Here is a 15,298-nt window from a genome sequence, read left to right as displayed (position 1 = left end):
CCACGGCAACGTCGTCGTCGTCTCCACCCGCGACTGCTCCCTCCAGCGCCGCCACCAAAAACTCGTCGAGGAAGCCCCCGCCCCCTTCCTCTCCCCAGCCCAGACCGCCGAGCTCTACGCCTCCTCCAAGGCCATCCTCAAGGAAGCCGGCTACGTCGGCGCCGGCACGGTGGAGTTCCTCGTCGGCATGGACGGCACCATCTCCTTCCTGGAAGTCAACACCCGCCTCCAGGTCGAACACCCCGTCACCGAGGAAGTCTCCGGCATCGACCTGGTCCGCGAGATGTTCCGCATCGCCGACGGCGAGGAACTCGGCTACGGCGACCCCGAACTGCGCGGCCACTCCCTCGAGTTCCGCATCAACGGCGAAGACCCCGGCCGCGGCTTCCTGCCCGCCCCCGGCACCGTCACCACCTTCAACCCCCCCAGCGGCCCCGGCGTCCGCCTCGACGCCGGCGTCGAATCCGGCAGCGTCATCGGCCCCGCCTGGGACTCCCTCCTGGCCAAACTCATCGTCACCGGCGCCACCCGCGAACAGGCCCTCCAGCGCGCCGCCCGCGCCCTGGAAGAGTTCCACGTCGAAGGCATGGCCACCGCCATCCCCTTCCACCGCGCCGTCGTCACCGACCCCGCCTTCGCCCCCGAACTCACCGGCTCCCCCGACCCCTTCACCGTCCACACCCGCTGGATCGAAACCGAGTTCGTCAACGAGATCAAGCCCTTCGCCGCCCCGGCCGACGCCGAGGCGGACGAGGAGGCCGGCCGTGAGACGGTCGTGGTCGAGGTCGGCGGGAAGCGGCTGGAGGTCTCACTGCCCTCCTCGCTTGGCATGTCGCTGGCCCGCACCGGCCTCGCCGCGGGCGCCAAGCCCAAGCGCCGCGCCACCAAGAAGGCGGGCTCGGCGGCCTCCGGCGACACCCTCGCGTCCCCGATGCAGGGCACGATCGTCAAGGTCGCGGTCGAAGAGGGCCAGGAGGTCAAGGAAGGCGACCTCATCGTCGTCCTCGAAGCCATGAAGATGGAACAGCCCCTCAACGCCCACCGCTCCGGCACCGTCAAGGCCCTGGCGGCCGAGGTCGGCGCGTCGGTCACCTCCGGCGCGGCGATCTGCGAGATCAAGGACTGACCTCGCACCCGGAGCCGATCCGTCTCCGCTCCCCCGAAGCCCCCGCCGGTGCGCCCGGCGGGGGCTTCGGCCGTACGCACGGCGACGGGTCCGGCGGGTCCGGGCGCACCCCGCTTCCGTCCGGACCGGTACCGGGCGGCACCCCGGGCGCGCGGTTCGGGCATCCTTGGGGTATGACGACGAGGCCGATGCGTGCCGACGCGCGCCGCAACTACGAGCGGCTCCTGGGCGTGGCGAGGAGCGCGTTCGCGGAGCACGGGACGGACGCCTCCCTCGAAGACGTGGCCAGGCGCGCGGGCGTCGGGATCGGCACGCTCTACCGGCACTTCCCGAACCGGCACGCGCTGATGAGCGCGATCTTCCAGAGCGAGGTGGACGTCCTCCTCGCACGCTCCCGGGAGCTGCTCGACGCCGAGCAGCCGTGCACGGCGCTCGTGGAGTGGCTGCGCGCCATCATCACTCATACGGGTGAGTACCGAGGAGTGGCGCGCGCCCTCATGTCGGCGTCGCACGACGACAGTTCGGCCCTGGCGCAGTGCAGCACCCCGATGCGGGAGGCGGGCAGCGCCCTGCTGGAGCGGGCGCAGCTGGCCGGTTCCGTACGGGTCGATGTGACGATCGGCGACCTGATGCAGCTCACCAACGCCATCGCCCTGGCGGCCGAGCAGGCGCCGGACGACCCGGAGTTGGCCGACCGGCTGCTCGCCCTGACCCTGCGGGGCCTGAAGCCGTAAAGGGCCGGACCACTTCGGTACGGACGGGCGCGCCCCGGCGGGGGGCGCTCAGCGGCGCCGCAGGTCAGCCACTCAGCGGCGGCGTAGGTCGGCCACTCTGGCCCGCTCCCCGGGACCCTGCTGGTCGCCCAGCGGGGCCGCGCTGCGCAACTGAGGGCCTCCGGGCACATGGCTGCGGCGCTGGCCGGGCAGCGGCACGTCCCGGCCTGGCCGGCGCCCCGGGGGGACGCCCTCGCCGCCGGGGGCCGTGCCGGCCACGGCGATCTGCACGCCCTGGTCGGCCAGGGCCTGGAGCTCGGTGGCGGCCCGGTCGTCGTGGCCGGGGGGCTCGTCGGTGACCAGGCGCGTGATCACGTCCGTGGGCACCGTCTGGAACATGGTGTCGGTGCCGAGCTTGGTGTGGTCGGCGAGGACGACCACCTCGGCGGCGGCCTGCACCAGGGCCCGGTCCACGCTCGCCGAGAGCATGTTGGACGTGGAGAGCCCGCGCTCCGCGGTCAGCCCGCTCCCGGAGAGGAAGGCGCGCGAGACCCGCAGCCCCTGGAGGGACTGCTCGGCCCCGCTGCCCACCAGGGCGTAGTTGGAGCCGCGCAGGGTGCCCCCGGTCATGACGACCTCCACGCGGTTTGCGTGGGCCAGCGCCTGGGCGACCAGCAGGGAGTTGGTGACGACGGTGAGGCCGGGGACGCGTGCGAGCCGGCGGGCCAGCTCCTGCGTGGTCGTCCCCGCGCCGACGACGATGGCCTCGCCCTCTTCGACGAGGCTCGCGGCGAGGTCGGCGATGGCCGTCTTCTCCGCGGTGGCGAGATGGGATTTCTGCGGGAAGCCGGACTCGCGGGTGAGTCCGCCCGGCAGTACCGCACCGCCGTGCCGGCGGTCGAGGAGTCCTTCCGCCTCCAGCGCCCGCACGTCCCGCCGTACGGTCACTTCGGAGGTCTGGACGACGCGGGCGAGCTCCCGGAGCGATACCGCCCCGTTGGCCCGCACCATTTCGAGGATCAATTGACGACGTTCTGCAGCGAACACGAAACTGACAGTAACCTGAGCGGCCGATTGTTTTCAGCAAGTTGCGCCGAATAACAGAAGGTGTGCACAGAGGTGTCCATGAAGTGGTATAGGCGCCCTCCCGGGCGCCTTGTCCCACGCCGCCGCGCCGCCGGGCGCCCCGGTTACGCCTCGCCCGCCCTCTTGCGCGAGTGCAGCTGGCGCGCCACCTCCGCGATCGAACCCGACAGGGACGGATAGACCGTGAACGCGTTCGCGATCTGCTCCACGGTCAGGTTGTTGTCGACGGCGATCGAGATGGGGTGGATCAGCTCCGAGGCACGCGGCGCGACGACCACGCCGCCGACCACGATCCCGGTGCCCGGACGGCAGAAGATCTTCACGAAGCCGTCCCGGATGCCCTGCATCTTGGCGCGCGGGTTGCGCAGCAGCGGCAGCTTGACGCCCCGGGCGTCGATCTTGCCCGCGTCCACGTCGGCCTGGGAGTAGCCGACGGTGGCGATCTCCGGGTCGGTGAAGACGTTCGAGGAGACCGTCTTGAGGTTCAGCGGGGCCACCGCGTCGCCCAGGAAGTGGTACATCGCGATGCGGCCCTGCATGGCCGCGACCGAGGCGAGCGCGAAGATCCCGGTGACGTCGCCGGCCGCGTACACGCCCGGCGAGGAGGTGCGCGATACCTTGTCCGTCCAGATGTGACCGGACTCCAGGAGCTTGACCCCGGACTCCTCCAGGTTCATCCCGGCGGTGTTGGGGATCGCGCCGACCGCCATCAGGCAGTGCGTCCCGCTGATGACGCGGCCGTCCGAGAGCGTGACCTCGACCCGGTCGCCGACGCGCTTGGCGGACTGGGCGCGCGAGCGGGCCATGACGTTCATGCCGCGGCGGCGGAAGACGTCCTCCAGGACGGCCGCCGCGTCCGGGTCCTCGCCCGGCAGCACCCGGTCGCGGGAGGAGACGAGGGTGACCTTGGAGCCCAGCGCCTGGTACGCGCCGGCGAACTCGGCGCCGGTCACACCGGAGCCGACCACGATCAGCTCTTCGGGCAGCTCGTCCAGGTCGTAGACCTGGGTCCAGTTCAGGATGCGCTCGCCGTCCGGCAGCGCGTCCGGGATCTCGCGCGGGTGGCCGCCGGTGGCGATGAGCACGGCGTCGGCGGTGAGGATCTCCTCGCTGCCGTCGGCGGCGGTGACGATGACGTCCCGGGTGCCGTCGATGCCCTGCGGGCCGCCGAGCTTGCCGCGCCCGCGCAGCACCCGGGCGCCGGCCCGGGTCACGGAGGCGGTGATGTCGTGGGACTGGGCCAGCGCGAGGCGCTTGACCCGTCGGTTGACCTTGCCGAGGTCCACGCCGACCACACGGGCGGACTGCTCCTCGGGCGGGGTGTCGTCGGCGACCAGGATGCCCAACTCCTCGTACGAAGAGTCGAAGGTGGTCATCACCTCGGCCGTCGCGATCAGAGTCTTCGACGGTACGCAGTCGGTGAGCACCGACGCCCCGCCCAGACCGTCGCAGTCGACGACGGTCACCTCCGCGCCGAGTTGGGCGCCCACCAGGGCCGCCTCGTATCCGCCGGGTCCGCCACCGATGATCACGATCCGGGTCACGAAAAAGTCCGCCTCGCATTGAGGAAATGCAGTACGTAGCTCATTGTCCCGCACGCTTCAAGATGCTTCGCCCCCGGGGCGCCATACGGCTGTCACACGAGTGTGCCGTTCTCGCGCGGGCACCCGGGGGCCGCTGTCGTACCCTCGACACCATGTCGCTCTACGCCGCGTACGCCGGCAACATGGATCCGCGGCTGATGACGCGCCGCGCACCGCACTCACCGCTGCGCGGCACGGGCTGGCTCAACGGCTGGCGGCTGACGTTCGGCGGGGAGCAGATGGGGTGGGAGGGGGCGCTGGCCACGATCGTGGAGGCGCCGCGCTCCCAGGTGTTCGTCGCGCTGTACGACATCGCGTCCCTGGACGAGGACTCCCTGGACCGCTGGGAGGGCGTGGGCCTGGACATCTACCGCCGGATGCGGGTGCGGGTGGACACGCTGGACGGGGAGGAGCCGGCCTGGGTGTACGTGCTGAACGCGTACGAGGGGGGGTTGCCGTCGGCGCGGTACCTGGGGGAACTGGCCGACGCGGCGGAGTCCGCGGGGGCGCCCCACGACTACGTGATGGAACTACGCAAACGCCCCTGCTGACCCCGCTCGGGGGGTGCCGGGTTGCCCACGCCCCTGCCTGGCCGGGGGTTCGCCTGCGGCCCGGCGGGGGGCTTGTCGCGCAGTTCCCCGCGCCCCTGGGTGATTCGTCGCCTGCGGCCCGGCGGGGGGCTTGTCGCGCAGTTCCCCGCGCCCCTTTGGGTGGTCCGCCGCAGCCGGAGAACGCAGCTCAGCCACAGGCTTTTAGGGGCGCGGGGAACTGCGCGAGCAACCCTCCACACACCCGCAGACAAAAGCCGGACCCTTCAGGGGCGCGGGGAACTGCGCGAGCAACCCACCACACACCCGCAGACGAACGAACCCCGGGCCAGAAGGTGGCCAGGGACCCGCCCGCCCCGCAGGGCCTCGTGGGAAACGACAAGGCAACGATCGCCCCCTTGTGCCGCCAGTCATCTACGCGCGTAGGACTCCAGCGGTTACCCTCGTCGTCGTGAACGCATCTGTTATTCCGGACAACATCCAGGGCGACCCCCAGGCCGCCGCCGACGCCGCCGCCGCGCGCCTGCGCGAGCTCACCGGCGCCGAGACCCACGACGTCGCCCTGGTGATGGGCTCCGGCTGGGCCCCGGCCGCGGACGCGCTCGGGGAGCCCGAGGCCGAGTTCCCGGTCACCGAGCTGCCCGGCTTCCCGGCCCCCGCCGTCGAGGGCCACGGCGGCAAGATCCGCTCGTACCGGATCGGCGAGAAGCGCGCGCTGGTCTTCCTGGGCCGTACGCACTACTACGAGGGCCGCGGCGTCGCCGCCGTCGCGCACGGCGTGCGTACCGCCGTCGCCGCCGGCTGCAAGACCGTGGTGCTCACCAACGGCTGCGGCGGTCTGCGCGAGGGCATGCGCCCGGGCCAGCCCGTCCTGATCAGCGACCATCTGAACCTGACGGCCGCCTCCCCGATCATCGGCGCCAACTTCGTGGACCTGACCGACCTGTACTCGCCGCGGCTGCGCGCCCTGTGCAAGGAGGTCGACTCCTCGCTGGAGGAGGGCGTGTACGTCCAGTTCCCCGGGCCGCACTACGAGACCCCGGCCGAGATCAACATGGTCCGTGTGCTCGGCGGCGACCTCGTCGGCATGTCGACCGTCCTGGAGGCCATCGCGGCCCGCGAGGCCGGCGCCGAGGTGCTGGGCATTTCGCTCGTCACCAACCTGGCCGCGGGCCTGAGCGGCGAGCCCCTCAACCACGAAGAGGTGCTCCAGGCCGGCCGTGACTCGGCGGCGCGCATGGGTTCGCTGCTGACGCGGGTACTCGACCGCATCTGACCCTGATCCGTACCGAAAGGGATGTCGACGTGACGCAGGACCTGATCGCGCGGGCCAAGGCCTGGCTGGCCGAGGACCCGGACGGCGAGACGCGCGAGGAGCTGGCCAAGCTCATCGACAACGAGGAGCTCGACGAGCTGGCCGTCCGGTTCGGCGGCACGCTCCAGTTCGGCACCGCCGGGCTGCGCGGCGAGCTGGGCGCCGGACCGATGCGGATGAACCGCTCGGTCGTCATCCGCGCGGCCGCCGGGCTCGCCGCGTACCTCAAGGCGAAGGGCCGGGGCGACGGCCTCGTCGTCGTCGGCTACGACGCGCGCTACAAGTCCGCCGACTTCGCGCGTGACACGGCCGCCGTGATGACCGGCGCGGGCCTGAAGGCGGTCCTGCTGCCGCGCCCGCTGCCGACGCCCGTCCTGGCGTACGCGATAAGGCACCTGGGCGCCGTCGCCGGCGTCGAGGTCACCGCCAGCCACAACCCGCCGCGCGACAACGGCTACAAGGTCTACCTCGGCGACGGCTCGCAGATCGTGCCGCCCGCCGACGCGGAGATCGCCGCCGAGATCGCCGCGGTCGCCTCGCTCAACGACGTCCCCCGGCCCGAGGACGGCTGGGAGACGCTGGGCGAGGAGGTCCTGGAGGCCTATCTGGCGCGTACGGACGCGGTGCTGACCCCCGGGTCCCCGCGCACCGCCCGCGTCGTCTACACGGCCATGCACGGCGTCGGCAAGGACGTCCTGACGGCGGCCTTCGCCCGGGCGGGCTTCCCGCCGCCCGCGCTCGTGGCCGAGCAGGCCGAACCGGACCCGGCGTTCCCGACGGTGGCGTTCCCCAACCCGGAGGAGCCGGGCGCGATGGACCTCGCCTTCGAGGCGGCGCGCGCGGTCGGCCCGGACATCGTCATCGCCAACGACCCGGACGCGGACCGCTGCGCGGTCGCCGTGCCGGACGCGTCGGTGGAGGGCGGCTGGCGGATGCTGCGCGGCGACGAGGTCGGCTCGCTGCTCGCCCAGCACCTGGTGGACCGGGGCGTGAGCGGCGTCTTCGCCGAGTCGATCGTCTCGTCCTCGCTGCTCGGCCGGATCGCCGAGGCGGCCGGTCTCGGGTACGAGGAGACGCTGACCGGCTTCAAGTGGATCGCCCGCGTGGAGGGCCTGCGGTACGGCTACGAGGAGGCGCTGGGCTACTGCGTCGACCCCGAGGGCGTACGGGACAAGGACGGCATCACCGCCGCCCTGCTCGTCGCGGAGCTCGCCTCCGTCCTGAAGGAGCGGGGGCGCACGCTCCAGGACCTCCTGGACGACCTCGCCGTCCGGCACGGGCTGCACGCCACCGACCAGCTGTCGGTGCGGGTGGAGGACCTGACGGTCATCTCCGACGCGATGCGGCGCCTGCGCGAGAACCCGCCGGCATCGCTGGCGGGCCTCGCGGTCACCCGGGCCGAGGACCTCAGCCAGGGCACCGAGGAGCTGCCGCCGACCGACGGTCTGCGCTACTACCTCGAAGGCGCCCGCGTGATCGTCCGTCCCAGCGGCACCGAGCCCAAGCTCAAGTGCTACCTGGAGGTCGTGGTCCCGGTGGCGTCCGCCGAGGCGCTGGGCGAGGCCCGCGCGAAGGCGACCGCCCTGCTCGCGGGGATCAAGAAGGACCTGGCCGCCGCCGCGGGCATCTGATCGACCGGCCGTGCCCCGCCCCCGGATATGCGGGGCGCGGGGCACGGCGCGACCACCCGCCGGGCCGCGACCTGGTGACCACGGCGGGCATCCGAGCGGCTCGGCCGTTGCCCGCGCCCCGCACATCTCAGGGGCGCGGGCAACGGCGCGACCAGCCCGCCACGGCCCGCAGCCGAAAGATGGAGACGGGCCCCCCGCCCCCCTCGCGCCCGGCCGAGGGACCCGTACGAGTGAATCCCGTACGGCGTCCGGCGCAGCGCTCCCGGCCCTTTCCGGATCATCCGAGAAAGGGTGGCCCGGAACCGCCCGCCGAGCCCAGGAGCACCGCCGTGCCCCCGACCGTCTCACCGGTGGCCCCTACGCGCAGCCGTACGGGCCGTGCCGTCCCCGCAGCCCGCTGCCCCCGGGGGCAGGGCGGCGGGGACGGCATCCGTCTCCTCCCCGCCACGCTCCGGGCCGCGTTCGCCCGGGCCGCGCCCGCGCTCCTGGGCCATCTCGCGGTACGGCTGCTCGGCCTCGCGGTCCTCGCCCGGTGGGCGCACCTCCAGCACCACGGCGTGTGGCCGACGCTGGCCACCTCCTGGGACTCACACTGGTACCTGGGCATCGCCGACCACGGCTACGACCACGAGCTCGGCACCCGGCTCTACCACAACAACCTGGCGTTCTTCCCGCTCTACCCGGCCGTGATCAAGGCGGTCGCGGCCGTGACGCCCGGTTCGCGCGCGAGCGTGGGGGTGGCCGTGGCGGTGCTCTGCTCCTCGGCGGCGGCCTGGGGGGTCTTCGCGGTCGGCGACCGGCTCTACGGCCGGCGCGCGGGCACCGTCCTGACCGTCCTGTGGGGCGCGCTGCCGGTGGCGGTCGTGCAGTGGATGGGCTACACCGAATCGCTCTTCACGGCGCTGGCCGCGTGGTCGCTGTACTGCATCCTGACCGGGCGCTGGGTGGCGGCCGGGGCGCTGGCGGGGCTGGCGGGGCTGACCCGGCCCACGGGGATCGCGGTCGCCGCGGCCGTGGTGGTGGCGGCCCTGACCGCCCTCGCGCGCGGCGGCCCCGCGCGGGGCCCGGTGGCGGGGGCGCTCCTCGCTCCGCTGGGCTGGTTCGGGTTCGTCGCCTGGGTCGGGGTCCGGCTGGGCCGCTGGGACGGCTACTTCGCGGTCCAGCGGCTGTGGACGAACGAGTGGGACGGCGGCGCCGACACCCTGCGCGAGCTGCGCACCCTGCTGGTGTACGACCGCTCGCCCGCGCTGTTCCTGGTGGTCGTCTCGCTGGTCCTGATCCTGGCGGGCGCCCTGTTCCTGCTGAGCGTGGCGGACCGCCAGCCCGTGGCCCTGCTGGCCTTCTCGGCGGTGCTGCTCCTGGTGGTCCTGGGCAGCGGCGGCGTGTACTTCCCCCGGGCCCGCTTCCTGCTCCCCGGCTTCCCGCTCCTGCTCCCCCTGGCGGTGTCCCTGGCCAGGGCCCGCCGCCATGTGACGGTGCTGGTCCTGGGCGGGGCGGCCCTGTCCTCGGCCTGGCTGGGCTCCTACATGCTGCTGGTGTGGCCGGGGCCTCCGTAACAAGCCCACGACGCCCCGCAGCTCAAAGCGACGGCCCTCCAGGGGCGCGAGGAACTGCGCGACCAGCCCACGACGCCCCGCGCCCGAACGGCGCCCCCCACCGCAGCCCATCTCACCCCACGGCGAGCAGCACCGCCAGCACCACGGCCCCGGCCACGGCGGGCGCGATGACCTCATACGCCCACCGCACGCTCACCCCGCCCTGCGCGCCCTCGCGCCCGGCGTTCCGCTCGGCCAGCTCGCGCAGCTCCCGGATCGTCCGGTCCGCGGGGGCGAGCCGGGACGCCTCGTCGGCACCGGCGGTGGTGGACGTACGCCCGTACGGGTCGCCCGCCGCGTCCCGCGCCTGCGCCCGGGCGGCCCGCTTGCGCCGGCGCAGCGACACGGGGATCGACCACAGCTGGTACTTCGTACCCTCCTGGTCGAACACCTCGCTGGAGTACCCGGCCCGCACGTCCGCGACGGCGGCCCACGGCAGCGTCACGGTCCGGAACGGGTTGCGCACCCGCAGGCGGTCGTCGCCCGCGAAGACGGCGGGCCGCACGGTGAACGCGAAGACCAGCGGCACACCGCACAGCAGCCCGGCCAGCGCCAGCCAGGGCGCGCTCCCGTGCCCCTGCACGATCGCGTCCCCGGCGAGCCAGAGCCCGAGCGCGAGCAGCAGTACACCTCCGGCGATACCGCCGGGTGAACGGTAGACGCGGTCGGCGTAGGTGGGCTCGGCGGGCGGCGTGGGGCTCGTCATGGGGCCGATTGTGCACTACGTGTTCGAGCGGGGCCGAGAGAGGGCACGGACGCGCCCGCCGGGTCGCGCGGGAACGCGCGTACGGGGGTCCGCCCCAGTGGCGGCACCCCCGTCGGGTGGCGGACGGACAACCGTCAGCCGCGCGCGCCCGCACGGCGGCGCAGCGCCACGAACCCGAGTCCGGCCGCGCCGACCGAGGCGAGACCCGCGCCCCCGGCGACGAGCACGGTGTTGTCGCCGTCCTTGCCACCGCCCTTGATCTCGGCCCCGGCCGCGACCGCGCCCCTGGGGACGACCTGGACGCCGGTGGCACCCGTCTGGGTGGCCGGAGCCGGGGCGGGGGCGGGCGTCGCGGTCCTGCCGGTGGTGCCCGGGGCCTGGCCGCCGTTGGTGTCCGGGGTCTGGCCGCCGTGCTCGACCGCGGACGAGGTGAGCTTGCCGTGCGAGTCCAGGATCACCCGCACCCAGACCTCCTTGTAGACCTTCTGGTCCGTCACGGCCCGGCCGTAGCCCGCCGTCAGCACACCGAGCTGGTTGCCGTTCTTCTCCAGGACGTGGGCCGTGTAGTACACGTGCTTGCCCTCGCCGTGGGCGTACACCTTGCCCCTGAGGCCGCCGAGGAGCGCCTGGGTGCGGACGAGCCGTCCGGAGTCGGTGCTCTCGCCCTCGCCGTCGCTGCCCCAGTCGTTCACGGAGGTGATGTCGCCGGTCGCGGTGAGGGTCACCTGAATTCCGGCGAAGACCTCGATGTCCTTGGGCTGGTAGCCCCCGCCCGCCTTGAGCTCGCCGAGCACCTTGGTGCCCTTGAGCACGGTCGCCGTGTAGTACCGGTGCTGCTCGCCGCGGTGGTAGACCCTGGCGGTCAGACCGCCCTTGAGCGCGACCGTACGGACGGGCTTGGCCGGGGCCGGCGTGGGGGCGTCGTTCACGCGCTCGGGGAAGTAGACCGTGCGGTTGGTGCTGCCCGCGCCGGAGACGACCAGCTCCGGCAGCTCGCCGCCGACGCGGTTCAGGCGCAGGTGGATCCCGTCGACGACAGCGCTGGTCCTGGTGCGGTCCAGCTTGTCCATGACGCGGAACATGTAGTTGTCGCCGGGCTTCCAGTCCGGGCCGACCACACGGATCCAGGCCTCGGGGCCGCCGTCGGCGGTGTGGTTGCGCAGCACCGCGACGTACCCCTTGCCGATGTAGACCGGCGCACCGGAGTAGCGGTCGTTCTTGGCGGTGGACGTCTTGGAGACGGACGGCGCCGCCAGCGCGGTGGTCGCGGTGAGGACCGGGGTGAGGGCGACACCGGCGACGACCGCGGTGGCGAGGGCGGTGCGGAGGGCGTTAGGCATGACGACTCCCGAGGAGACAAGTGGTGGAAGAGGGAAGAGCCGCATGCCGCTGTGTTCTCGTCCGGGTGGGGCCGTTGAGGTTTCGGCGGGCTGCATCAACGAATTTATGGATCTTGTTCCTCGGAGCTGTCCGCTGCCTGTCACAGCGATGTGACAGGCAGCGGAACCGCAGGTTCCAAAGCGGCCCTGGTCAGCGGGGCTGTACAGGACGCTACGCGCGTAGATATGCTCATCTGGTGACCATGCCCACCAATGCACCTGCAGCTGCCCTTGCCGACGCGACCGCGTCGGACGCGGCACTGCGCCGCTTCCTCCACGGGCTCCCCGGCATCGATCCGGTGGGCCTGGAAGCGCGCGCCGCGTCCCTCGGCACCCGTTCGATCAAGACGACGGCCAAGGCGTACGCCATCGACCTGGCCATCTCCATGATCGACCTGACGACGCTCGAAGGCGCGGACACCCCGGGCAAGGTCCGGGCGCTCGCCGCCAAGGCCGTCCACCCCGACCCGCTCGACCGCACCACCCCGGCCACCGCGGCCGTCTGCGTCTACCCCGACATGGTGGCCACCGCCAAGGAGGCCCTGAAGGGGTCCGGCGTGCTGGTCGCGTCCGTCGCCACCGCCTTCCCCGCAGGCCGCGCCGCCCTCCCGGTCAAGCTCGCGGACGTACGCGACGCGGTCGCCGCCGGGGCCGACGAGATCGACATGGTGATCGACCGGGGCGCGTTCCTGGCCGGGCACTACCTGAAGGTGTACGAGGAGATCGCGGCCGTGAGGGCCGAGTGCGGCGACAAGGCCCGCCTCAAGGTCATCTTCGAGACCGGCGAGCTCTCCACGTACGACAACATCCGCCGCGCCTCCTGGCTCGGGATGATGGGCGGCGCCGACTTCATCAAGACGTCGACCGGCAAGGTCGCGGTGAACGCGACGCCCGCCAACACCCTGGTCCTGCTGGAGGCCGTGCGCGACTACCGCGCCCAGACCGGCGTCCAGGTCGGCGTGAAGCCCGCCGGCGGCATCCGCTCGACCAAGGACGCCATCAAGTTCCTGGTCCTGGTCAACGAGACCGTGGGCGAGGACTGGCTGGACAACCACTGGTTCCGCTTCGGCGCCTCCTCGCTGCTCAACGACCTGCTGATGCAGCGTCAGAAGTTGGCGACCGGCCGTTACTCGGGCCCTGACTACGTGACGGTGGACTGAGACCATGGACAAGAAAATGCAGCCGTCCGCTTTTGAGTACGCTCCCGCGCCCGAGTCGCGTTCCGTCGTCGACATCGCGCCCTCGTACGGCCTGTTCATCGACGGCGAGTTCGTCGAGGCGGCCGACGGCAAGGTCTTCAAGACCGTCTCGCCCAGCTCCGAGGAAGTCCTCTCCGAGGTCGCCCAGGCGGGCGCGGCGGACGTGGACCGGGCCGTGAAGGCCGCCCGGCGGGCCTTCGAGAAGTGGTCGGCGCTGCCCGGCCGAGAGCGCGCCAAGTACCTGTTCCGCATCGCCCGGATCATCCAGGAGCGCAGCCGCGAGCTGGCCGTCCTGGAGACCCTGGACAACGGCAAGCCGATCAGGGAGACCCGCGACGCGGACCTCCCGCTGGTCGCCGCGCACTTCTTCTACTACGCGGGCTGGGCCGACAAGCTCGACCACGCCGGCTACGGACCGAACCCGAGGCCGCTCGGCGTCGCGGGCCAGGTCATCCCGTGGAACTTCCCGCTCCTGATGCTGGCCTGGAAGATCGCCCCGGCCCTCGCGACCGGTAACACGGTCGTCCTCAAGCCCGCCGAGACGACCCCGCTGACCGCGCTGTTCTTCGCGGACATCTGCCGCCAGGCGGGCCTGCCCAAGGGCGTCGTCAACATCCTCACCGGGTACGGCGACGCGGGCGCGGCACTCGTGGAGCACCGGGACGTCAACAAGGTCGCCTTCACCGGCTCGACCGCCGTCGGCAAGGCCATCGCCCGGTCCGTGGCGGGCACCGACAAGAAGGTCACCCTGGAGCTGGGCGGCAAGGGCGCCAACATCGTCTTCGACGACGCCCCCCTCGACCAGGCGGTCGAGGGCATCGTCACCGGCATCTTCTTCAACCAGGGCCAGGTCTGCTGCGCGGGCTCGCGCCTGCTGGTCCAGGAGTCGATCCAGGACGAGCTCCTGGACGCCCTCAAGCGGCGGCTGTCCACGCTGCGCCTGGGCGACCCGCTGGACAAGAACACCGACATCGGCGCGATCAACTCCGCCGAGCAGCTCGCCCGGATCACCGCGCTCGCCGAGACCGGCGAGGCCGAGGGCGCCGAGCGCTGGTCCCCGGCGTGCGAGCTGCCCGAGAACGGCTACTGGTTCGCCCCGACCCTCTTCACCAACGTCACCCAGGCGCACACCATCGCCCGCGACGAGATCTTCGGCCCGGTCCTGTCGGTGCTGTCGTTCCGTACGCCGGACGAGGCCGTCGCCAAGGCCAACAACAGCCAGTACGGCCTGTCGGCGGGCATCTGGACGGAGAAGGGCTCGCGCATCCTCGCGGTCGCGAACAAGCTCCGGGCCGGGGTCGTGTGGGCCAACACGTTCAACAAGTTCGACCCGACCTCGCCCTTCGGCGGCTACAAGGAGTCGGGCTTCGGCCGCGAGGGCGGCCGGCACGGTCTGGAGGGTTACCTCGATGTCTGAGAAGTCGGCTGAGAAGTCGTCCGTGAAGTCGGCCGAGAAGCCGGGCGAGAAGTCCGAGCCGACGCGTCTTGGTGTCTTCAAGACCTACAAGCTGTACGTGGGCGGGAAGTTCCCGCGTTCCGAGAGCGGCCGGGTGTACGAGGTGAGCGACGCAAAGGGCAACTGGCTGGCGAACGCGCCCCTGTCCTCCCGCAAGGACGCCCGTGACGCGGTCGTCGCCGCCCGCAAGGCCTTCGGCGCCTGGTCGGGCGCGACCGCGTACAACCGCGGCCAGGTCCTCTACCGAGTCGCCGAGATGCTGGAGGGCCGCAAGGAGCAGTTCGTCCGTGAGGTCGCCGAGGCCGAGGGGCTGTCGAAGTCCAAGGCCGCGGCCGTCGTCGACGCGGCGATCGACCGCTGGGTCTGGTACGCCGGGTGGACCGACAAGATCGGCCAGATCGTGGGCGGCGCCAACCCGGTCGCAGGTCCGTACTTCAACCTGTCCACGCCCGAGCCGACCGGTGTCGTGGCCGTCCTCGCGCCGCAGGACTCGTCGTTCCTCGGCCTGGTGTCGGTGATCGCCCCGGTGATCGCGACCGGCAACACGGCCGTGGTGATCGCCGGTGAGAAGGCACCGCTGCCGGCGCTGTCGCTGGGCGAGGTGCTCGCCACCTCCGACCTGCCGGGCGGTGTCGTCAACGTCCTGTCGGGCAGGACGGCCGAGCTCGCGCCGCCGCTGGCCGCGCACCAGGACGTGAACGCGATCGACCTCACGGGCGCGGGGCCCGAGCTGGCCCGCGATCTGGAGGTCGCCGCCGCGGACAACCTCAAGCGCGTGCTGCGCCCGGCCGCCGCCGACTGGTCCGCCGATCCCGGTACGTACCGGCTGACCGCCTTCCTGGAGACCAAGACCGTGTGGCACCCCACCGGGTCGCTGGGGGCTTCGGGCTCGGCCTACTAGCCACACCCCACGGGGACTCGAACCCCGAACGGCGCCCCGGGCCCCCACCCGTGGCGCCGT

13 protein-coding genes are annotated in these 15,298 nt (G+C 72.5%); 9 read left to right on the top strand and 4 right to left on the bottom strand.

The window, feature by feature from the left end; translation table 11 throughout:
* A partial coding sequence (locus ACZ4MU_RS23625) for an ATP-binding protein (protein ID WP_467879827.1) occupies window positions 1-1,126 on the top strand: 1,126 nt, incomplete at its 5' end.
* Window positions 1,127-1,299: 173 nt separating this feature from the next.
* The gene (locus ACZ4MU_RS23620) at window positions 1,300-1,860 is read left to right on the top strand and encodes a TetR/AcrR family transcriptional regulator (protein WP_467879824.1); all 561 of its coding nucleotides are present in this window, start codon (window positions 1,300-1,302) and stop codon (window positions 1,858-1,860) included.
* 72 nt (window positions 1,861-1,932) lie between these two features.
* Here the strand turns inward: ACZ4MU_RS23620 and ACZ4MU_RS23615 are convergent, their stop codons facing one another.
* Window positions 1,933-2,886 (bottom strand): DeoR/GlpR family DNA-binding transcription regulator, encoded by a 954-nt coding sequence (locus tag ACZ4MU_RS23615; protein WP_467879822.1) that lies wholly within the window; start codon window positions 2,884-2,886, stop codon window positions 1,933-1,935.
* Window positions 2,887-3,029: 143 nt separating this feature from the next.
* A complete protein-coding gene (locus ACZ4MU_RS23610; protein ID WP_467879819.1) occupies window positions 3,030-4,469 on the bottom strand; it encodes an NAD(P)H-quinone dehydrogenase in 1,440 nt (479 codons plus the stop codon).
* Window positions 4,470-4,621: 152 nt separating this feature from the next.
* Here ACZ4MU_RS23610 and ACZ4MU_RS23605 point away from each other — a divergent pair, with 152 nt between their 5' ends.
* The 4 genes from ACZ4MU_RS23605 (at window position 4,622) to ACZ4MU_RS23590 (ending at window position 9,558) form a co-directional block, all read left to right on the top strand.
* The gene (locus tag ACZ4MU_RS23605) at window positions 4,622-5,059 is read left to right on the top strand and encodes a gamma-glutamylcyclotransferase family protein (RefSeq protein WP_406554884.1); all 438 of its coding nucleotides are present in this window, start codon (window positions 4,622-4,624) and stop codon (window positions 5,057-5,059) included.
* 448 nt (window positions 5,060-5,507) lie between these two features.
* Window positions 5,508-6,332 (top strand): purine-nucleoside phosphorylase, encoded by an 825-nt coding sequence (locus ACZ4MU_RS23600; RefSeq protein ID WP_467879816.1) that lies wholly within the window; start codon window positions 5,508-5,510, stop codon window positions 6,330-6,332.
* A 29-nt stretch (window positions 6,333-6,361) separates the two neighbouring features.
* Window positions 6,362-8,002: a phospho-sugar mutase gene (locus tag ACZ4MU_RS23595; RefSeq protein WP_467879813.1), complete on the top strand. Its 1,641-nt coding sequence runs from the start codon at window positions 6,362-6,364 to the stop codon at window positions 8,000-8,002.
* A gap of 329 nt (window positions 8,003-8,331) precedes the next feature.
* Window positions 8,332-9,558 carry a glycosyltransferase family 39 protein gene (locus ACZ4MU_RS23590; RefSeq protein ID WP_467879811.1) on the top strand — a complete coding sequence of 409 codons (1,227 nt, stop codon included), beginning with the start codon at window positions 8,332-8,334 and terminating at the stop codon, window positions 9,556-9,558.
* A gap of 112 nt (window positions 9,559-9,670) precedes the next feature.
* On the opposite strand, the gene ACZ4MU_RS23585 is transcribed toward ACZ4MU_RS23590, so the two are convergent.
* On the bottom strand, window positions 9,671-10,303 hold the full coding sequence (locus ACZ4MU_RS23585; RefSeq protein WP_467879808.1) for a PH domain-containing protein: 633 nt from the start codon (window positions 10,301-10,303) through the stop codon (window positions 9,671-9,673).
* A 134-nt stretch (window positions 10,304-10,437) separates the two neighbouring features.
* Entirely contained in the window at window positions 10,438-11,643 is a 1,206-nt protein-coding gene (locus ACZ4MU_RS23580) for a hypothetical protein (RefSeq protein WP_467879806.1), read from the bottom strand.
* A 242-nt stretch (window positions 11,644-11,885) separates the two neighbouring features.
* On the opposite strand from ACZ4MU_RS23580, the gene deoC reads away from it, so the two are divergent.
* Genes deoC through ACZ4MU_RS23565 form a run of 3 tightly spaced genes read left to right on the top strand, consistent with a single transcriptional unit; the run spans window position 11,886 to window position 15,238 of the window.
* Window positions 11,886-12,842, top strand: a complete 957-nt coding sequence (deoC, locus tag ACZ4MU_RS23575) for a deoxyribose-phosphate aldolase (protein ID WP_467879870.1) — start codon at window positions 11,886-11,888, stop codon at window positions 12,840-12,842.
* 4 nt (window positions 12,843-12,846) lie between these two features.
* Window positions 12,847-14,298: an aldehyde dehydrogenase family protein gene (locus ACZ4MU_RS23570; protein ID WP_467879803.1), complete on the top strand. Its 1,452-nt coding sequence runs from the start codon at window positions 12,847-12,849 to the stop codon at window positions 14,296-14,298.
* Window positions 14,291-15,238 (top strand): aldehyde dehydrogenase family protein, encoded by a 948-nt coding sequence (locus tag ACZ4MU_RS23565; protein ID WP_467879800.1) that lies wholly within the window; start codon window positions 14,291-14,293, stop codon window positions 15,236-15,238. Before ACZ4MU_RS23570 ends, ACZ4MU_RS23565 begins: the two co-directional genes overlap by 8 nt.
* The last annotated feature ends 60 nt before the right edge of the window (window positions 15,239-15,298 follow it).

It is taken from the genome of Streptomyces sp. NPDC026377, assembly GCF_055567715.1.
The sequence above is the reverse complement of the archived record's forward strand: the minus strand, read 5'-3'. Positions and strand labels throughout refer to the sequence as shown.